Consider the following 20549-nt stretch of genomic DNA (forward strand, 5'->3'; position numbering starts at 1 on the left):
GGCACGAGATGACAACGAAACCATTAAATGATCGCGTGGCGGTCGTTGCGGGCGCGACGCGCGGAACCGGACGGGGGATCGCCCGCATGCTCGGTGCGGCGGGCGCTACGGTCTACTGCTCCGGGAGAAGCGTGAAAGGCCGTCCGGCCACGCCGGGCCGTCCCGAGACGATTGATGAAACCGCCGAAATGGTCACGGCCGAAGGCGGCCGAGGCATTGCGGCAAGGACCGACCACACCGTTGCGGCCGAAGTGGAGCGATTGTTCGCTCGCGTAAGGGACGAACAGGGACGGCTCGACCTCCTCGTCAACGACATCTGGGGCGGCGATGAAATGATCGAATGGGGTTCGCCGTTCTGGAAACTCGATCCGGCCAAGGGTTTGAAAATGCTCGAAGGGGCGGTGCACACCCATATCATCACGAGCCGTTACGGCGTACCCCTTATGATCGAGCGCAATGCGGGACTGATCGTGGAAGTCACGGACGGCGACACGATGGGCTATCGGGGCAACCTCTTCTATGATTTCGCTAAAAACGCCACGATCCGGCTGGGCTACGCTATGTCGCGCGACCTGCACGCGCACAACATCACCGCGCTGACCGTTACCCCTGGTTTTCTACGGTCCGAAGCGATGCTGGACGGCATGGGAGTCACGGAGGAAAACTGGCGGGATGGTATCAAAGAGGATTCGTTCTTCGAGGAATCGGAGACGCCGTGTTACATGGGCAGGGGCGTAGCGGCCCTGGCGGCCGATCCGGACGTCGCGTCAAAACATGGTGGACTTTACGGTAGCTGGACGCTCGCGAAGGAGTATGGATTCACGGACCTGGACGGACGCCAGCCGGACTGGGGTGCCTACTTCAGTGCCAGGATACAGGAAATCCTGGATCACGTAGAGTCGCCGGGAGAGATGGACCTGTACAATGTTCGCGCCCGCATGAACCAGATCGAACTGGATCCTGCGGCCGAGGAGGAATGCATGCGCATGAGGGATTATCTGGATAAGCATGAGTGAAAACTACGAGGAGGTTATCGCATGGTCGGACCATCCTCTGCACGCATACTCTCCGGCCTGGTGACATTGAGCCTGTTCAACCCGTAAATTCTTGTAAACATCACCGCACCCGTATATACTAAATACCATTCTTCATCAATCGAGTTCGATTAGGGATAGATTCGATCCCTGACGGAGGTTTTCCATGTCTGACAACGTAGACACAACTAAAATCGATCCCAATATCCAGGATGCCGAGAAGATTCAGCACCTTTCCCGCCGTGGATTCATGGGCAGCGTGATGGCCGGCGCGGCCGGGGTGGCCGGTGCGTCGACCCTGTTGTCCCCGGTCCAGGATGCGGAAGCGGCGCCGGTGCCCGATCTGCCCGATGCGGCGCCGGGCGGCGCGGCCGCCGATGACGAGGCCTACTGGGAGAAAGTGGCGGCCCAGTTCATGCTGCGCGACAATGTCATCTACATGAATTCGGGCACGCGCGGCTTCTCGCCTGTGAGCGTGCACAAGGCGCAGGTGGAAGCCATTGAAGCGGTCAATTCCGATCCCAACATGTGCTGGTCGACCTACAGTTTCGCCGGCATGGACGAGATTCGGCGGAAGATGGCCGTGTACATAGGTTCGGAGGTCGATGAAATCGCCTTTACAAACAGCACCACCGACGGGATGGGTCTTGGTTTCATGGGGCTGGAATTGAACCGGGGCGACGAAATCCTGACCACGAACTACGACTACGGCTGGGTGAAGAACATGATGGCCTTCCGGGCGAAGCGGGACGGCCTTGAGTTCAAGATGGTGGACATATCGGATCCGAGTTACCGTACGCCCGACGATCCCCAGAAGGTCGTCGATGCCGTGGCGGCCGGTATCACGCCGAAGACCAGGTTTCTCACCATCTGCCATATCAACTACACCGACGGTTTCGTCATGCCGGTGAAGGAGATCTGCCAAATCGCCCGCGAACGGGGAATCATCACCCTGATCGACGGCGCTCAGCCGCCGGGCATGATGAAGATGGACATGATGGATCTCGGATGCGACATGTACGCGGGGGCGGGGCACAAGTACATGCTGGCCGCCCAGCACACCGGGTTCCTGTTCGTCCGGAACGACATGGTTGACCGGGTACATCCCCTGGTCTACACGGGTTCTTCGAATCCCGAGTGGGCCATCACGGGGGCCAGGAAACTGGAACAGCGCGGCTCTTCGAGTTATTCGGACCGGGTCTCCATCGGCGCGGCGCTGGATTTTCACAACAAACTCGGGGTCGAAGCCATCGAAGCCCGGCTTCGATACCTGTCCCAACGCCTGAGCCAGGGTCTGAAGGCCATCGACGGCGTTACCGTGTACGCATCCGACGATCCCAGGATGTCCTGTGCGCTCGTGTCCTTCTCCGTCAAGGACCTCGATCCTTCGTTCATCGTCGGACGCCTTTGGTACCGCAGCCCGAACATCTACATCCGTACCGTCGGCGCCGCGGGCGGTTTCAGGGGAGTCCGCGCCACGTTGCACGTCATGGACACGGCCGAGCACGTAGATACATTGATCGACAGGATCGAACGGCTTACGCGGGCCTGAGATCCCAGATGGCCACGAGTTTCATATGAGGCTCTATTCAGTGGAGCTTAAATGAGTATAGTACGTTTCCTGATTGCCTTAATCGTCGGCACGCTGGTCCTGCTCGTCCTGGGATTCATCCTCTACGCGATGGTATTCACCGGGTACTTCGCGGCAAATGCCGAACCGGGCGCGGGGGCCGTGGCCAAAGACCCGCCCGAAATGCTGTTCATCTACCTGAGCGAGTTGATTCTGGCCGCCCTGTTGTGTCTCGTAATCGGCTGCTGGGCGGGCGTATCCGGCGCGATTGCGGGATTCAGGACCGGTGCGGTTTTCGGGTTCCTGTTGAGTCTCGCGATCAGCCTGATGTTCTACGGCACGGTGAACTACATGAATCTGCAGGCGACGTTGTTTGACGTCGTCCTGACGACGGTGCGTGTCGCCCTGGCGGGCGCCGCGATAGGATTGGTGCTGCGCAGGAAGCAGCCCGCCGAATCCCCGGCCGTGGTCAACAGTTGAGTCGGGCTTGATGCAGGTGCCTGAAGGCAGCACGGGCATTTACCGGCAGAGGAGTGTATGTCTTTACGAAGATTCGCCATAGCGACCGGAACCGGCGCTGTCATGGTGCTGTTACTCGGCCTGGTCACCGGTTTCTTGTTCGGTGGCCTGTTTGAAGGATTCGCGGTGACGGCGCCAGAAGTGGTCATGAAGTCCAGCCCGAACGTGTGGACGATCGTGCTCGGCGCCGTGGCCATGGGGGCGCTGCTGACCGTCCTCCTTGGTAGCTGGACGGGACATACCGGCGCGAAGAAGGCCATCGGGACCAGTGCGGTTTTCGGGTTGCTCCTCCACCTGTTCCTCGGTTTGAGCCTGTTCGGCATGACCACGATGCTGGACCTCACCGGTACCCTGGTCAAGGTCGTCATCGATACGGTTCAGGTGGCGTTGTCCGGGATGGCCGTCGGCTACGTGCTGGGTCGCACCGGTCAGACCTAGTCCTGGTCCGTACACAAGCCTTCACTCAAGCCCGCAACCTGGTCCGTACCCTGGTTCCGTTTCCTTTCCCGCACGGTCCTCCCTTGCCAAATGTACACACCGATCGCTGACAAGACCCTCCGCACGGGCGAGACGCTTGAAATCGGTGTCGTGCTTGCCCCGGACAACCACGCACCAAACGGCGACCACGCGCCGGACGGCGACCACGCGCCGGCCGATCAGGAGACGGACGACAACATGGCGGCCGACCACGCGCCGCTCGTCCGGCCGATCCTGGCACACAAGTCGAGCAACGAGCAGTGGCACCTCGACGAGGTGTTTGCCAGTCGGGTCGACCCCCTCGAAACCAGGTTCTACCTCGGCCGCCTCGATGGTCGGTCAGTCTGCAACATCATGGTCAGCGAGCACGACGGCATCGGAATCGTGAGCCACGTGTACACCATGCCCGAACACCGCCGCAAGGGCATAGCCCGGCTCGTCATGACCGAGCAGATGGCGGATTTTCAGGTCCGGAGCGGCCGGTACCTGACGCTGTCCACCGGTTACGACACCCATCCCTACTATCTGTACCACGGCTTCGGTTTCCGTAGCGTCGTGCCGGAATCGGGCCACATGAAGTATATGAGGCACGCCGAGTTCGAGGCGGCTCATTTTCGCGTCGACGAGGACGGCGAAGCGCGCGTAATCCCGGGGGACTGGAAGCACTGGCCATCGCTGAACGTGTTATGTGCCCAGGACGGGCCGCCATTTCTGCGTAATGTAGGGCTGGGACATGTCGGGCCGCGAATGTTCGAGGGGGCCTACCTGGAGTTGATGAAGCAGACGCGGGATGATGAAGATGTCCAGGTCCGGCTGGTGGTCACGGAGCGCGGCGCGGTCGTGGGCTATGCGACACTGGTGCCGGACGCCCGGTGGCGCGGCGAGACCTTGCTCCTCGACCTGACCATTCATGCAGCGTTCAGGGCGCAACTGAAGGCCCTGCTCGAGTCGTTTGCTCTGCCGTTCGGACGCAAGGTGCTCTGCCACGTCGAACCGGGCGACGGCCCGAAGACCACCGCATTGGAAGGCGCGGGGTTCATCCACGAGGCTACGCTTCGGCAGCAGTTCAAGGCGGCCGGCAACGTGCTGGATGTCGAGGTGTACGCACGGTACGCCTGACCCCGGCTGCCGCCCGACCTCAGTCTGATCCCGACTGCCGCCTGACCCCTGCTACCGCCTGTCTAGCTCGACGCCGCCGTCGCCGTACGCCTTCGGACTAGCCCGGTTCCGCTGCGCCCCCACGCTCCAGACTGTTCAGCGTCTTCTCGTGGATGCCGCCGAATCCCCCATTGCTCATGAAAACGATCCGGTCGCCCGGCGCCGCCTGACCGGCCAATCTTGAAACGATCTCATCCACGCTGCCCGGGGCTTCGGCGTCCACGCCGCGTTTACGCAGCCCCGCTTCCAGTTCTTCCACCGAAAACCGGTTTCCCGGAGGTGCCTTCTCGGGCAGATAGACGGGCGCGATAAGCACACGGTCCGCCTGGTCGAAGGCGGTGGCATATTCGTCCTGGAAGTTCCGCCGGATGGTGGTCGCCGAACGGGGTTCGAAAACCGCCCAGGTCCGCCGGCCGGGCGCGGCCTTGCTGAGTGCGTCCAGCGTGGCCCGGACGGCCGTGGGGTGGTGGGCGAAGTCGTCGTAGACCGTAATGCCATTTACTTCGCCCCGTACCTCGAGGCGTCGTTTCACGCCGGGAAAGGACGCGAGACCCCGGGTCAGGTCCGGCCACGATACCCCGTATTGGCGTGCCGCGGCGACCACCGCCAGGGCGTTCCTGACATTGTGGTCGCCGAGCTGGCCCGTCGACAGCCGGGCGCGGTGCTCGTCTCGTTCATACAGATCGAAAGACGTGCCCCCGGGATCGAAGGACACGTTGCGTGCCGACCACCGGACGCCTGACGACATGCCCAGGGTATGGACGGTACAGTATGCGTGGGAAGCGAGTGTCTGGACGTGCTCGTCGTCCTCCGGACCGATCAACAACCCGTTTTCGGGGATGATGTTGACCAGCCTCCTGAAGGAAAGCGCGATCTCGTCGATCGAATCGTAGATGTCCGCGTGATCGAATTCGACGTTATTGATAATCACCGTATCGGGCAGGTAATGCAGGAACTTCGCCCGCTTGTCGAAGAAGGCGCTGTCGTATTCGTCGCCTTCCAGGATGAACAGCTCGCCCGAGCCCAGCCGCGCGCCGGTCTGCCAGCCGATGGGCACGCCCCCGACAATGTAGCTGGGATCCAGACCGGCCTCGGTGAGCACCCAGGCTAGCATCGCCGTCGTCGTCGTCTTGCCGTGAGTACCGGTGACCACGATTGATTTGCGGTTCCACAGGAAGAAGGACTTGAGCGTCTCCGGCATGGAAGCGTATCGGATCTTCCGGTCCAGCACGGCCTCGGCCTCGGGATTGCCCCGTGAAACGGCGTTACCGATGACCACGAGGTCCGGCCGAGGATCCAGGTTGGCGGCAGCGAATCCCTCGTACACGGGTATCTGCTGCTCCGAGAGTACCGTGCTCATCGGGGGATATACGTTCTCGTCGCTTCCGGTGACCCGGTGTCCCAGGGACTTGAGCATCACGGCGAGCGCGCCCATGCCCGTGCCGCAGGCGGCCACCAGGTGAATGTGAAGCGGTCGGGACATGGTCACGGCATGGGGGGATGGTCTTCGGTCAGTTCCCGAATCTTGCGGCGGGCGGCGTCGTTCCTGAAGTGGTCGGGATGGGCGAGAAGCAGGGTCTCGTACTCGGTGAGCGCGCGGGGGATGTCGCCGATCTTCGTTTCGTAGATCTCCGCGATCCGCCAGTGGGCGGCGGCGACGCGGCGGCTCTCCGGGTACCGCTCGATCAGGTCCTGCAGGGCCGCGACGGCCTGGAAAGGCTTGCCCATCCCTTCGAGCAACATCCCGATGTCCAGGATGACGGTGTCGGCGATCGGGCTCTCCGCGTTTTCTTCGACAAACGACTTGCAGGAATCCAGGGCCTCCTGGTCCTTGTACTGGCGTCGTAGCCGCACCGACCGGATGTAATCGGAAAGCGGGCCGTCTCCGCCCTGGCGGCCTTCCGCGATCAGGATGGTCCACGCCAGTGCATCGTTGGCATAGGGACTGCCCGTATAGCGGTCCGCCGTCTCCCGAAAATGACCAAGGGCATCGTCCAGCCGGTTCTGGAACAGCGCCATTTCGCCCAGGTGGTATTGCGTCCGGGCCCGGGTCTCGGCTTCGGTGGTATCGACCTCCGGTTCGAGGATGGCGTTGTACTGGACGATCGCGTCCTCCAGGCTGCCCATGACGACGTAACATTCCGCCATACCGAATCGGGCTTTCTCCCGGTACTCCGGCGCGGAAGCGTCCGCCAGCAATGAACGGTACATGGCGAGCGCCCGCGGCGCGTCCCGGTAATGGACCAGGAGCAGGTCCGCCAGATTGGACATGGCCTCGTCTCGGAACTCCGTATTCGGATACTGCGCGATGATCTGCCGGTAGGTCTCGGCGGCATCGTCCATGCCGCCACGTTTCCGGTACGCCAGGGCAAGGCCGGTATACGCTTCGGCGTGCAGGTCCTCCGACCCATTCGCCCCGATTAACTCCCGGTACGTAGCGATGGCGTCCTTGTGATGCCCCTCCCGCAATGCCCAATCGGCATACCGGACCAGGTACTTCCCGCTGTCCCCGTCCAGCCGGTCCGCTTCACGGTACGCCGCGAGCGCTTCCACCGGCTTTCCGGACCGAAGATAGAAACCGCCGAGCAGGTCCTGGGCATCCTTGCTGTCCCGGTGTTCAGCCACCGCCGCACGCAGCGCCTGCTCCACGAGTTCCTGACTTCCGATCGACGCGAGCAGGTCGATCCGGTCGTTGACGATACGCCACTGGCCGGGTTGCTGCGTCAACCAGCGCGTGAATTCCCTTACGGCGCCCGGCACCTCGAATGCACTGGTATAGACGCTGGCGAGCGCCAGGGCGAAAGCCTCCGGGTTGCCCAGCCGCTTCCGGCCGTCCAGGTAAGTCTGAATAGCCCGGTCGTACGCCTCTCTTCTGAGGTGCAGATTGGCGATTTGGCTTACGGCCGATTCGCTCTGCGGAAAGCGTTCCAGCATATCTCGAATCTGTTCCTCCGCTTCGTCGTCCCGTCCGGCGCCGTAGAGCGCTTCGGCAAGCCTGCCGCGCAATCTTGAATCGTCGGGAGACTTCGCGATGTGCGTTTCGAGCAGAGGTATCAGTTTATTGTACGCTTCCAGCCGGAAGTACAGCCTGAGGGCGCCGTTCAGGGCGGAACGGTTATCCGGGTCATCCTGCAACACCCGTTCGAACAGGACGACGGCCCGGTCGTACTGCCGGAGGCGTTCCAGGCTCCTGGCCTGTTCGATCCGCCGGTTCAGGTCGGCGGCCCGGTTGAGTTGTCCCTCGACGTTCGAGGGCAGGGAAAACAGAACCGCCAGAAATACGGCGAGCAGACCGTCAACGAGAAGCGTGCGGCGTGGTTTGGCAAGCAGGCAGCTTACGAGATGTATGCGTCGCGGGGCAATGCCGCGAAGCGCTTCGGGGATGCGATTCACGATCACCGCCTAGTTCACGACCGGAACGTGGGAAAGCGCGCGGAAATAGGCTCGAATGAGCGCTTCGTATTCCTGTGGAAAAGCGCCTTCGTCTATGCGGCCCAGGACATCGTCACGCAAAGTGCGTTCGAACCGGGTCAGGTCGCCGGAAAGATCGCCGGGTGACGGGCGGGTCGCCAGGTCCTCGCCCGGGGCGGCCCTGCGCCTTTCCTCGCGCCGCTGGCCGCGTATGGACCTGGAAGCGTCCAGCAGCCTGGACAGGATCCGTTGCTGGCGCTCCACCAGGGCAGGATCGATCTGGTACTGCTGCAACTCCCGTACCGTGTCTTCCATCTCCTTTTCGATTTCCTGCAGCCGTCCGAGGACCTGGCCCTGGTTGACCTGTTGCTCCCGCCGCAGTTGCTCCAGGCTCTTTCGCAACGCTTCCTGCCGGGCCGCCAGCCTGGAAACCTGCGCCTGGGTCTGCAGATCCATTTCCCCCTCCGCCTCGTCCATCATCTGGTTCATCTGGTCGTTGATACCGGTCTGTTGCCTCGCCATGCCCTGCAGCCGTTCGATGAGATCCATCATGCCGGAGGACGAACCGGAATTCGCCATGTTGCGCATGGCCCGCTGCAGGGCGAGCACGGTTTCGTTCAGCGCCTCCATGGCAGCCAGCTGCTCCTCGGCGGCGGAATCGCGTTCCTGTTCGGCCAGGTGGCCCTCCGCGCGATCCATGCTGTTCAGTGTTTCTCCCAGCGCTCGTCCAATGGCCGGCGAGATGAACATCGTCTTACGGGCGATGGATACGAGGTCATTGGTTACGAGCGATGTGCCATCCGAGAGACCCTGCTGGTCCTCCGAAAGGATATCGATCCGGGTGACGGACCCGCCTGGTTGACGCGTGCGTTCGTTGAGGCTCTCCTGGCCGACGGAGAGATCGACCAATTTGTGCATCGCGCGCCGCATGCCCTCTGCGATTTCCTGCATCCGGTCTTCCTGAAGCTGGTCCTGGATCTCCTCCAGTTGCTGGCCCAGGGCGGATAGCGACCGGGACATTTCGGTCTGGCCTTCCATCGCCTGCTGCATCCTGCCCAGTCTGAGCTGCGAGGCGATCTGTTCCATGGAATCCGTCATTTCCCGGCGTTCCATTTCCCTGGACGCGTCCCGTACGCTTTCAGCGGGCATGTCCCGGAACGCTTCCATTTCGTTGGCCAGATGCTCGAGACCGCGTTGCAGCGAACCCGTTTCCTTGCCCAGTTGCTCCTGCTTATCCGCCAGGTCCATCCCTTCCCTGCCGTCCGACGTATTCTCCGTGGCATAGCGCAGTTCGTCCTGCCGGGCGGCGAGGTCCTGTGCCTGGCGAACGGCGGCCATCAACTGTTGCTCCGTCCGGATTCGCTTCAGAATGGAGAGACTGCGCTCCAGGCGTTTCAGAAACTCCTCCTGCTCGAACTCGAACGCTTCCATCGACGCTTTCAACTGTTCGTCGTCGATGTTCTGAAGGGCTTGTTTCAGGTCGCGCATGGCCTCCAGCAGCTCGGGCGTGGCAATCTCCTGGAACAGCTTTCTCAATTGGTCCATCTTGTCGATGAGTTCCTGGCTCATCGAATCGTGGTCTTCCAGGGTTTCCATGGCCGCCTTCACCGCTTCGGCCGCCTTGAGGAGTTCATCGGTCGCCTGTTCCTGGCCGGCCAGGACGGACTCGATTTCCTTCTTCTGCTCCCAGGTCAACTCCTGCGTCTGAGCGCCTTCCGCCTCCTGCCGCGCCTTCTGGTCCAGCGTCCGGTTCAGCGCTTCTATCTTCTTCTTCGACTCCTCCTGCTCTTGCAGCAGGTCTTCCATGTCGGTGACCTGCTGCTCCTGCGTATCGTCGATCTGTTCGTAGATCTCTTCTATCGTCGGAAACCGGACCGTGTAGGTTCGGCTTACCGCCCGTTTGGGCCCCGAAACCGTGTCGTTGTCATACAGTTCGATCCGGTAGGAGACCACGTCTCCCGGAAACAGGTTTTCAGAGGACAGGTCCCAGACGAAGGGTTGCGTCATCATCGTGGACTCCGTGTCCACGGGGATGGGCCTGACCTGCTCTTCGCCTCCGGGTTCCTTCCGGTGGATCAGGTTCATGGCGGAGAACCCGAAGTCGTCCGTGGCCGATACCAGGAACGGAACGACCATGTTCTCCGTGAGGTCGGTGTCCCGGCCCGGAGACAGGATCCGCAAGGACGGCATGCGGTCCGGCAGAGCGATGATCCGGTACCAGGCGGGATTCACGTTTTCGTGACCGTCCGCGTTGCGCAGCGAGATGCGGTACCGCCCGTCGGACCGCACGGTCAGCGGCGCCGCGGCCGTGTCGTCTACCACCGCCATGGTTATCGGCCTGTCCGCATGCTCTAGGTAAATCTCCGCTTCCGACAGGTCACGGCCCGCGTTCACGGCGGCCAGTTCCACCTTCGTTCCTTTTAGCGCGACGATATCTCCGCCTTCCATAGTGGTTCTGGGCGCCAGCCTGGTATAGGCCGGATAGTGATAGGTCAGGTGCAGCGCGCCGAGGAACGGGCGGTCTATGGCGCTGATTCGGAAGGGAGGGGTGACGGCGTCTCCGGCTTCGATGACGTAGGTCAGGCTTTCCCGGATCTCACGCACGGTGTGGCTGTAAGATGCAGGCGCCGTGACTCTCATCTCCACGGCATTCCGCAATCCGTCGTCGGAGACCAGTTGCAGAACGGCCCGGTCGGGTCGCTCCCCGGACGCTTCGGCCATGATCGTGACCTGTCCGCCCGATGTGACTTCCACGTCGCCGGGCGCAACGCTCAGAAACGTGCGTTGCGGAGGTTGGAAATGGGTCAGGGGGCTTGCCAGGCGGTTCAGCGCGCCCGAAAGCGGCGTGCCGAAGGCCGCCATCGCGATCAGTGCCAGCAGCGCGGCAATGCCGAATCCCCTGGCGGACCGGACGATGCTGTGCCGCTGATCCGCTTCGTTGAAATCCACCGATTCGGTGTGCCGCGCGGTATCCGATACCGCCGCGTCCAATAATGCGGGAGAGGTCCTGTAAGCACTGGAACCCGCCTGCCGCTGCTCGGCGAGTTGCAGGGCCACGGTGACCCGGTCGTTCAGGTCGGGATACCGGCGATCGACTCGCCGGGCGAGGTCCTCGTCGGACAAACCGTAGCGCAGGCGGTCCAGACAGCGCCGGACGGGCCAGGCCGCGAGGAGTAGGATCCCCGCCGCGATCAGGCCCAGGCGAACCGCCCGGCCGAGATACAGGTAGGATTCGAGCGCGGCCAGGCAAAGCGCGAGGATGCAGATCAGCGCGCCGGCGGTGAGCAGCCCTTCGACGATGACGATCCACCGGCTTCGGTTGCGTAGCGCGTGAAGCCGGTTTCGCAGCGCGTGCCAGGTGGAAAGGGTCGTTTTACTCGGCACGGTCAGTCCTCGAGCTTCTGTCGACTTACGCTATTGCTGTACCAGCATTTCGTGAGAGTAAAACAGCTGGCGGGCCTGCTGGAGTTGCTCGTCGCCGGCCGCGGCTACGCGGCTGGCTTCCTCGTCACCCCAGAGATTCCGGGCGAGCGACCGCTTCAGCTGGAGTTCGATGACATCCCGGTCGTCGTTGAACTCCTCGTCGGAGAACGATATCCCCGAGTCCCGGACCTGGACCTTGAAGGCTTCCAGCATTGCTTCGTCGACCTGGAACTCCCGCAGAAAGACGTCGAAATCATCCCTGAGGTCCTGCCGGTCCGCCTGGAATACACCGTAGGCGTTGGCGAATTCGAAACAGGCCCGGTCGAAAGGCAACCATCCCCTGTACTTGCCGATCACGAAGGGGTACGTGCGTTTCGGGGCCGGGATCACGACGTCGGGAGAGATGCCGCCGTCTCCATAGACCGTACGGCCGGCGGCGGTGGTGAATTCCGTGCGCTCCGGGATGTCAGCCTGGCCCGCATCATCTGCCTGGTCCGCATCGTCTGCCTGGCCCACATGGCCCTCTTCCGTACCGGATTCCGCTTCCGGTCCGGTCTCTTCGGCCTCTCCGGCCTCGCCAGTCTCGCCGGTCTCGCTGAACGAGCCTTCGACGTATTCCTGAAAGGACTTGTTCTTATAGTCCCGCTGGATCATCCGGCCGCTCGGGGTGTAGTATCTGGCGGTCGTCAGCTTGAGCGCGGAACCGTCCGTCAGGTGAGGCTCCGCGAAGAGGGTCTGAACGAGGCCCTTGCCGAAGCTGCGGGTTCCGGCGATTACGCCCCTGTCCCAGTCCTGGACGGCGCCCGCCACGATTTCGGAAGCGGAGGCGGAACGGTGGTCCAGCAGGATCACCAGGGGCATTTCCCGGTGGTTTACGCCGCTTATCGATTTGAAGGTCTGGTTGGAGCTCCGGTTCCTTCCCATGGTCTTGACGATTACGCGGCCTTCGGGGATGAACTTGCTGGACACTTCGACCGCCTGGTCCAGGTATCCCCCCGAATTGCCTCTCAGGTCGAGAATCAGCCGTTCCATGCCTTCTTGCTGAAGCCTGTCCAGGGCGGTCTCCAGTTCACGGGAAGTGGTCTTGGCGAACCGGATCAACTGGATGTATCCCGTCTGGTCTTCCAGCATGAAGGACGTCCTGACACTGCGAATGGGGATGCTGTCCCGGGTAATCGTCACATCGAACCGCTCGTCGACACCGGGCCGTTCGATGGTTACGTCCACCCTGGTTCCCTTCTCCCCGCGCAGCTTCTGCCTCACCTCGTCGTGCTTGATGCCGATCGCCGATTCACCGTCGATCCGGACGATTCGGTCACCGGATTGCAGGCCGACGGCTTCCGACGGCGATTCGTCGATCACGGAAATCACGTACAGAAACCCATCCAATACGTCGAACTCGATCCCGATACCGTAGAACTTCCCGCTGAAGCGCTCGCCCATTTCGGCGAAGCTCTCCTTGCTCAGGAAGCTGGAATGGGGGTCGAGCACCTCGAGCATGCCGTCGATCGCGGCGTAGATCAACTCGCCGGGCTGGACCTCCTCCACGTAGTTGTCGTTGACCAGGTTGAGCACGCCCATCAGCAGCCTGGTGCTCGAGAAGATGTTGTCCGCCGCATGGATCGTCCTGTCGGCCGCACTGCCGAGCAGGAACGACCCGACCGCGACGAATACCAGCAGGATGGCGTATTTCGGTTTCTTCAGGGTCGACATATGGCCAGGCTCCTTCGTCCCGGTCTTCCGCCCGGGATTCGACCAGGTCCGTGCAGTAAACGACCTTCAGGTTGCATGCCGGGGGAGGTCGCCAATTGATATTAAAGTAACTAAGTAATACTAAAGCAGGGTTGTACCATGTCAACGGTTTTCGAGGCGAGCGGCGATGGTGTTTTTAGTGTTCGCGCCTTGACAATCCCCCTGTGTTTCTTTAACTTTTCCGATCTCGCTGATCATCATCTTGTTGAGGGTCCGGGTGGATTCCATGCGGTCCCGCGGTCATCCCCGATTGCGACGAATCAGGCACAGCGTATTCATTATACAATATGAACGCCAACGCCATTTCATTGGTTTCACCGCCCACCCCTTCGGAACGCAGACGAACGCGGGTGGATCACATTCAATCACGCTTGACGAGTGGCATGGATTTGATGTTCACGGGCCCGCCGCCCCGTAATCCGGAGACACCATGAACGTTCTTGTCGTCGGCAAGGGAGGAAGAGAGCACTCGCTGGCCTGGGCGCTTCGCAGGTCGGCCCTCGTGGAAGACCTGTACGCCGCTCCGGGCAATCCGGGAATCGCCGCGCTTGGAGAATGCGTCGCCATCGCCCCGGAAGACGCGCACGGGATTGCCGGTTTTGCCCGCGAAAACGGGGTGGACCTGGTGGTGGTGGGACCCGACGGCGCACTGGAAGCCGGCGTGGTCGACGCGGTGGAAAGCCTGGGGATACGGGCCTTCGGTCCGACACGGTCGGCCGCCGAAATCGAATGGAGCAAGGTGTTCGCCAAGCAGATGATGCGGGAGGAGGGCATTCCCACGGCCGCGTTCGCGGTGTTTTCGGACGTGGACGCGGCGCGGGCGTACGTGAACGAACAGGGTGCGCCGATTGTGATCAAAGCTGACGGCCTGGCCGCCGGCAAGGGCGCGCTGGTGTGCCGGACCGTCGAGGAAGCCATGAAGGCCCTTGACGTTGTGATGACCGACCGGATGTTCGGCGATGCGGGCCGGAACGTGGTCGTGGAAGCCTTCATGGAAGGCGAGGAGGCGTCCGTATTCGCGTTGACCGATGGCGAACGGGTCCTTCCGCTGGTACCGTCACAGGATCACAAGCCCATCCACGACGGCGATACGGGGCCCAACACCGGGGGCATGGGCGCTTACGCACCGGCGCCGGTCATCGATGAAGGCGCGATGCTGGATATCCTGGAACGGATCATCGAACCCGCGGTGCGTGGCATGAAAACACGCGGACGTCCTTTCAGAGGGGTGTTGTACTGCGGTATCATGATGACCGGCCAGGGCCCGATGGTGGTGGAATTCAACAGCCGATTCGGAGATCCCGAGGCCCAGGTCATCCTGCCGCTCCTCGAAGACGATTTCGCGGAACTGGCGATCGGGATCAGCGAGGGCAGGATGCCGGCCCGGCCCCTGACCTGGAAGCGGAAGGCCGCGACCTGCGTGGTGGTGGCCTCCGGTGGATATCCCGGCGATTACGAGAAAGGGAAGGAGATAAGCGGGCTGGACCGGTTGGACGCGATGGACGATGTTTTCGCCTTTCATGCCGATACGGCCAGTCGGGACGGAAAACTGGTGACCAACGGCGGCAGGATCGTTGGCGTGACGGCCCTGGCCGACGATCTCGCGGGTTCCATCGACCGGGCCTACGAGGCGGTGGACCGGGTTCGGTTCGAGAACCGGTATTTCCGCAGGGACATCGGCCAAAAGGGCCTGCGCAGGATCGATCGATCGGATTCGAAACCATGAAGGTGTTGACGGTCGATCCGGTGCGGCCGGCCGGTACCGTACTGAAGGAGGCCGCGGGCATAGTCCGCGCCGGGGGCCTCGTGGCTTTTCCGACCGAAACGGTTTACGGATTGGGCGCGGACGGAACCAATCCCGACGCGATCCGGCGGGTATATGATGCCAAGGGCCGGGAGGAATCGAAGCCGATCCTGGTACTCGTATCCCACAGGAAGGACCTGGCCCGCCTGGTCCGGTGCATCCCCGCAGGTGTCCATGAGGTGATGGACGCCTGCTGGCCCGGACCGTTGACGCTGGTCTTTCCCGCGCTGGACAGCGTGCCGCGGGAACTGCTGGGCGGGGGCGCCACGATCGGGGTCAGGCACAGCGGCGCGGCGATCGCAGGGGCCCTGTGCCGTGCTGCGGGCGGCCCCGTGACCGCGCCCAGTGCCAACCGCTCCGGTGAGCCGGAACCCCTTACGGCGGAGGACGTGGCCGCCCAGCTGGGCGACCGGGTCGATCTGATTCTCGATGGCGGACGATCGCCTTCGGACCAGCCTTCGACGGTGGTGGACGTATCCAGCGGTACGCCGCACCTGATCCGTGCGGGGTGTACACCTTTTGAACGTGTCGAGGACGCCTGGCGTCCATGAGCGTCCTTGAACGGCGCCGGACGCCATGCAGGATGGAACCCTGGGGGTTTCCTTGCCTGACCTGAAGAATCCACTGATCGTACAGAGCGACCGAACCATACTCGTCGAAGTAGACCATCCGCGCTACGAGGATGCCAGGGACGCGCTTGCCCGGTTCGCGGAACTGGAAAAGTCCCCGGAGCACATCCACGTATACCGGCTGAGCCCGCTGTCCCTGTGGAACGCCGCCTCGGCCGGCATGAACGCCGACGGCGTGCTCGAATCACTGGAAGGCCTGAGCAAGTACGAGATCCCGCAGAACATCCGCCGCGAGATTTACGATTTCATCGACCGGTACGGGCAGCTCCGGCTGCAAAAGGAAGACGGCAAGCTGATCCTCGAGTCCGAAGACCCCGCCCTGATCGCGGAGGTTTCCGGGCTGCCCTCGGTCAAGCAGTTCCTCGCGCAGCCCCTGGACGAGCGAAGGGTGCAGGTGGGAGACCGGTTCCGGGGCCACATCAAGCAGGCGCTGATCAAGGTCGGATTTCCCGTGGAAGACCTGGCGGGATACGTCGAAGGCGCCCCGCTGGAAATCAACCTGCGTACAGCAGCCGAAGACCGGAAATCCTTCACCATGCGGGATTATCAGCAGGACGCGGTTGGCGCGTTTCACATGAACGGAGAACCGCAGGGCGGCAACGGGGTCATCGTGCTGCCCTGCGGCGCCGGGAAGACCATCGTGGCCCTCGGAGCGATGGCCGTACTGAAGTGCCACACCCTCGTGCTGACGGCCAACACGGTGGCCCTGCGCCAGTGGCGGGAGGAGTTGATCGAGAAGACCTCGTTGTCGGAAGAACATATCGGCGAGTATTCGGGCGAAACGAAACAGATCCGGCCCGTAACCCTGGCCACCTACCAGATCCTGACCTACAGGAAGAGCAAAGGGGACGAATTCGAGCATTTCGGCCTCTTCGACCAGAAAGGCTGGGGCCTCATCATCTACGACGAAGTCCATTTGCTCCCCGCCCCCGTGTTCCGGTACACGGCCGAGATCCAGGCCCGCCGCCGCCTCGGGCTCACCGCGACGCTGGTTCGCGAAGACGGCCGGGAGGACGACGTCTTCAGCCTGATCGGCCCTCGCAGGTACGACATGCCGTGGAAGCTGCTCGAGCGCCAGGGATGGATCGCGGAGGCGTACTGCCGTGAAATCCGGATCGATCTGCCCGAAGCGCGGCGCATGTCCTACGCCGTGGCCAATCGCCGCGACAAGTTCAGGATCGCCTCGGAGAACAGCCGCAAGACCGAGATCATTCGCGCCTTGCTGGAACAGCATCCATCGGACCAGGTCCTGATCATCGGTCTGTACGTGAGGCAGCTCAAGCAGATCGCCGCGTTGTTCGACTTTCCCCTGATCACCGGTAGCACGCCGCTTCAGGCCCGTCTCGATCTGTATACCCGGTTCAGAAACGGCGAGCTCAAGCGCCTCGTGGTGTCCAAGGTCGCGAATTTCGCCATCGACCTGCCGGACGCCAACGTGGCGATACAGATTTCGGGCACCTTCGGGTCCCGCCAGGAGGAAGCCCAGCGGCTGGGCCGGATCCTCCGTCCCAAGGCGGACGGCTCCGCCGCCATTTTCTATTCGCTCATTACGCGGAACACCCTGGACCAGGACTATGCCGTGAACCGCCAGCTCTTTCTGACGGAACAGGGCTACCAGTATACCATCCACGACGTGAGCGAAGTGCGGGCATGACGGTCCGGTTGACACGGACGCGGCGGATTTCTATATTTCATCCAAGAGACTTTGGATAGAGATGGCCGGCCCGGCAGGCGCCTCGTACGGCGCAGCCGGAACAATGCGGCACGGCCGGCGTCCGGACGCTGAGGTGTTTTTTGAAACCGAATCCCCCGCGCGGCGTATAATGCGGTATGGGTGAACATAAAATGGCCGACAATACCTCCATAAACGCGGTGCAGGTCACCGATGTAGAGTCCGGTGTACTGGACGAACTGACCCTGTCGGACGAAGTGCTGTTCGTCCGTGTCCAGCGGGACGATATACGCGCTTTCGAGGTAATCGTCGGAAGATACCGTACCAGGCTGTACAACTGCATCTACCGCATGGTCCACAATACGGAGTGCGCGGAAGACCTGGTGCAGGAGACGTTCTTGCGGGTCTACCGGAACCGCCACAACTACAAGGCGATCTCCAATCTCTCCACCTGGATCTATACTATCGCGCTCAATCTCGCTCGTAGCGAGTTGCGCAAGCGGAAACGCCGCCAGTTCTTCTCCCTGAACGCTTCGCCCCACGAGAACAGCACGCGCGAAAGCATCGATCTGCCGGACACGAACGCGGGGCCCGGCGATCACCTGGAGCAAAACGAACTGGGCCGGGCAATACAGCACGCGATCGATCAGTTGCCGGACAAATACAAGTCCGTGATCGTGCTGCGCGACATCGAAGAGCTTTCTTACGAGCAGATCGGCGAGATCCTCCGCTGTCCGACGGGAACCGTCAAGTCGCGGGTCAACCGGGGACGGCTGAGACTGCAGGAAATGTTGAGACAGTGGCAGGTCGAGATACTTTGAGGAGGAAGGACGTTTTGAATTGCAGTGGATACGAGCGGCAGATGTCGGACTACCTGGACGGTCAGTTGTCGAAGGCGACTGAAGACGAGCTTCGATTTCACCTGAACGGATGTCCCCGGTGCCGGCTCAGGATTCAGGAGATGGAAAGCGCCATGCGGGCCGTGAAGAGTCTTCCCGCCGTATCCCCCCGGCCGATGTTCGAACAACAGCTCGGTAACCTGCTGAACCGGGAAGTTGCCCGCGAGCTGTACGCCTCCTCCTGGTTGAGACGCGTTTCGGCAGCTTTTTCCGAACTGGGCGAACTCAGCCGGCAGCGACCCGTTCAACTGGTATTCGCGACCAGCCTGATCCTCACCATAACCGTGATCGGCGGTTTTGCCGGAATAGCCGGTCCGTCGGACAGGCCCGATTCGTCCGCAGGGCCGGAAATGGCTTTTGCCCTGCCGACGCCCTTCGAACCCGAACTCGCGCCGCCCGATCCCATTTCGCCCTTTCCCCTGGAACGGGAACTCGCGCCGCACATGGCGATAGAACCGGCAATAAATACGGAACAGGCAACAAATCCCCCCACTCCCGCTGCAACCAGTCTCCCATATACCACAAACGGCATTACCGGCGACAGACCGGGTATCCTCACCGTCAGGACCATGGAACCGATGACCCATGGGATCCGGTTCGTTCCGGCGGGTACGGGCATGCGCCTCGATCCATCCCTGTTCGACGAGGCCTTCGGCCGGGACCTGGTGGCCGGCGGCGATCCGGATCGACCGGCGCCGGACGACCTGCTGCAAACCGTTGGCACCGCTGAGCTTCGGGATTCCCAGCGTGCGGCCGGCACAACCGGTGCGCCCGGCGCGCCGCCGTCGTCGGGCCCGACCGCTCCTCTCAAGCGCGTCCGCATATCGTTCTGATCCACCATGCCCGGTTCTCACTCCAACCCCCATCTCCGGACCGGCCGACTCCGGCCTCTGATATGGGCCGTGCTTCTGGCCTGCGGCTGGCACCCGGGCGACGATCGCCGGGTCCATGGGCAAACCACCCCCTACCTGCATAGCCTCGAGCAGGAGATCGTTAGCCTCGTAGAACGCGTCGAACCGACGGTCGCCAGCGTGATCGTGCAGCGCAAGTTCATCAATACGGTGAACGGGCAGACGTTCACGGACTGGGAACGCTCCATCGGGACCGGCGTGGTCCTTCACCGGAACGGTTTCATCATTACGACCGCCGGCGTCGTGGATCATGCCCACGATATCCTGGTAAACTTTCGGAACGGCCGGTACCGCCGGGGCCATCTCGTCGGGGTCGACCGGCTTTCCGATATTGCGGTGATCCGCGTCGACAGCCTGGAAACCCGTTCCGCTCGCCTGGGTAATTCCGATGACGTCCGTCCGGGGTCCTGGGTGCTGGTGCTGAACAACGCCCATGGCTTTCCGTCCTCGATGACGACGGGGATCGTGAACGGGCTGCGGGAAGAGGACGTCATGATCCAGGTCAGCGCCGTGGTCGGCTCCGCCTACTCGGGCGGCGCGGTGTTCTCCACGAACGGCCGTCTGCTCGGTCTCGTAGCCGATCTCCATCGGGCTCAGGCGTCCGGCTCGGTCGATTCCGGGGCAGGTGAAGGCAGGGGCCTGATCGCTGTTATACCCATTAATCGCGTGAAGACTTTTGCCCGGCAGCTCATCGAATTCGGCGAGATCCGTCGGAGCTGGCTGGGCGTTCACGTGGAAAAAATCTGGGAAAGCGTCACCATCGGCGGCGACCGCAATATCATGCTGGGCGCCGTGGAAGGCATGGTCGTTTCGGATGTGTATCCCGACAGTCCCGCCATGCGGGTCGGTCTGCGCAAGGGCGACGTGCTTCAGGCCGTGAACGGCGTCTCCATGAGCCATCCCATCGTCCTGGCCGAGTTCGTGACCACGCTTCCCGTGGGCACCCGGATCGAAATCAAGTACCTTCGAGGGGATGTGGAACATACCGCGCACACGGTGCTCGCGGCGCAACCGAAAACACTCGCCGCGCCTGCTTCTCCCTTGCTCACCGAAGAGGGTCCGGACAATCCCCGGTCCGGTGAAGATTCCCGTCTCATCCAGCAGATGATCCTGGAACACGAAAGGGAACTCGCAGCCCACCGGATCAAGTTGAACCAACTCAAGCGGCTGCTGGATGAACGCATGCGGCTGATCGGTCAGCGTTCCCCGGTCCGGTCCGGAGACGATGGATTCTGAGCGATCGATTCGCCGGGGCCGCCACGTGCTCCAGGCCAAACATCCCTTGCCTGT

15 protein-coding genes are annotated in these 20549 nt (G+C 62.4%); 11 read left to right on the forward strand and 4 right to left on the reverse strand.

The window, feature by feature from the left end; genetic code table 11:
* Nucleotides 1-8 precede the first annotated feature (8 nt).
* The 5 genes from F4X08_07710 (at nucleotide 9) to F4X08_07730 (ending at nucleotide 4719) form a co-directional block, all read left to right on the forward strand.
* On the forward strand, nucleotides 9-1016 hold the full coding sequence (locus F4X08_07710; GenBank protein MYD25684.1) for an SDR family NAD(P)-dependent oxidoreductase: 1008 nt from the start codon (nucleotides 9-11) through the stop codon (nucleotides 1014-1016).
* A 184-nt stretch (nucleotides 1017-1200) separates the two neighbouring features.
* On the forward strand, nucleotides 1201-2586 hold the full coding sequence (locus F4X08_07715) for an aminotransferase class V-fold PLP-dependent enzyme (GenBank protein MYD25685.1): 1386 nt from the start codon (nucleotides 1201-1203) through the stop codon (nucleotides 2584-2586).
* Nucleotides 2587-2637: 51 nt separating this feature from the next.
* A complete protein-coding gene (locus F4X08_07720; protein MYD25686.1) occupies nucleotides 2638-3084 on the forward strand; it encodes a hypothetical protein in 447 nt (148 codons plus the stop codon).
* 57 nt (nucleotides 3085-3141) lie between these two features.
* On the forward strand, nucleotides 3142-3561 hold the full coding sequence (locus tag F4X08_07725; GenBank protein MYD25687.1) for a hypothetical protein: 420 nt from the start codon (nucleotides 3142-3144) through the stop codon (nucleotides 3559-3561).
* Between the two features lie 90 nt (nucleotides 3562-3651).
* Nucleotides 3652-4719 (forward strand): GNAT family N-acetyltransferase, encoded by a 1068-nt coding sequence (locus F4X08_07730; protein ID MYD25688.1) that lies wholly within the window; start codon nucleotides 3652-3654, stop codon nucleotides 4717-4719.
* A gap of 97 nt (nucleotides 4720-4816) precedes the next feature.
* Here F4X08_07730 and mpl read toward each other — a convergent pair whose 3' ends face one another.
* The 4 genes from mpl to F4X08_07750 are packed head-to-tail and all read right to left on the reverse strand — an operon-like array spanning nucleotide 4817 to nucleotide 13305.
* Nucleotides 4817-6241, reverse strand: coding sequence for a UDP-N-acetylmuramate:L-alanyl-gamma-D-glutamyl-meso-diaminopimelate ligase (gene mpl, locus F4X08_07735; protein ID MYD25689.1), 1425 nt, complete (start codon nucleotides 6239-6241; stop codon nucleotides 4817-4819).
* A 2-nt stretch (nucleotides 6242-6243) separates the two neighbouring features.
* Nucleotides 6244-8157 carry a tetratricopeptide repeat protein gene (locus F4X08_07740; GenBank protein MYD25690.1) on the reverse strand — a complete coding sequence of 638 codons (1914 nt, stop codon included), beginning with the start codon at nucleotides 8155-8157 and terminating at the stop codon, nucleotides 6244-6246.
* 3 nt (nucleotides 8158-8160) lie between these two features.
* The gene (locus F4X08_07745) at nucleotides 8161-11553 is read right to left on the reverse strand and encodes a hypothetical protein (GenBank protein ID MYD25691.1); all 3393 of its coding nucleotides are present in this window, start codon (nucleotides 11551-11553) and stop codon (nucleotides 8161-8163) included.
* Between the two features lie 30 nt (nucleotides 11554-11583).
* Entirely contained in the window at nucleotides 11584-13305 is a 1722-nt protein-coding gene (locus tag F4X08_07750) for a S41 family peptidase (protein MYD25692.1), read from the reverse strand.
* A gap of 469 nt (nucleotides 13306-13774) precedes the next feature.
* Here F4X08_07750 and purD point away from each other — a divergent pair, with 469 nt between their 5' ends.
* The 6 genes from purD to F4X08_07780 all read left to right on the forward strand — a co-directional run bounded on the left by purD (nucleotide 13775) and on the right by F4X08_07780 (nucleotide 20495).
* Nucleotides 13775-15070 (forward strand): phosphoribosylamine--glycine ligase, encoded by a 1296-nt coding sequence (gene purD / locus F4X08_07755; GenBank protein MYD25693.1) that lies wholly within the window; start codon nucleotides 13775-13777, stop codon nucleotides 15068-15070.
* Complete coding sequence (locus tag F4X08_07760; GenBank protein MYD25694.1) at nucleotides 15067-15699, forward strand: threonylcarbamoyl-AMP synthase; 633 nt, start codon at nucleotides 15067-15069, stop codon at nucleotides 15697-15699. The genes purD and F4X08_07760 overlap by 4 nt, the downstream gene beginning before the upstream one ends.
* Nucleotides 15700-15724: 25 nt before the next feature.
* The gene (locus F4X08_07765; protein MYD25695.1) at nucleotides 15725-17431 is read left to right on the forward strand and encodes a DEAD/DEAH box helicase; all 1707 of its coding nucleotides are present in this window, start codon (nucleotides 15725-15727) and stop codon (nucleotides 17429-17431) included.
* A 176-nt stretch (nucleotides 17432-17607) separates the two neighbouring features.
* Nucleotides 17608-18270, forward strand: a complete 663-nt coding sequence (locus F4X08_07770) for a sigma-70 family RNA polymerase sigma factor (protein MYD25696.1) — start codon at nucleotides 17608-17610, stop codon at nucleotides 18268-18270.
* A 14-nt stretch (nucleotides 18271-18284) separates the two neighbouring features.
* The gene (locus F4X08_07775) at nucleotides 18285-19181 is read left to right on the forward strand and encodes a hypothetical protein (GenBank protein ID MYD25697.1); all 897 of its coding nucleotides are present in this window, start codon (nucleotides 18285-18287) and stop codon (nucleotides 19179-19181) included.
* A gap of 6 nt (nucleotides 19182-19187) precedes the next feature.
* Nucleotides 19188-20495, forward strand: coding sequence for a PDZ domain-containing protein (locus F4X08_07780; GenBank protein MYD25698.1), 1308 nt, complete (start codon nucleotides 19188-19190; stop codon nucleotides 20493-20495).
* Nucleotides 20496-20549: the final 54 nt, after the last annotated feature.

Source organism: Gemmatimonadota bacterium, from assembly GCA_009841265.1.
Lineage (GTDB): Bacteria > JAAXHH01 > JAAXHH01 > JAAXHH01 > JAAXHH01 > JAAXHH01.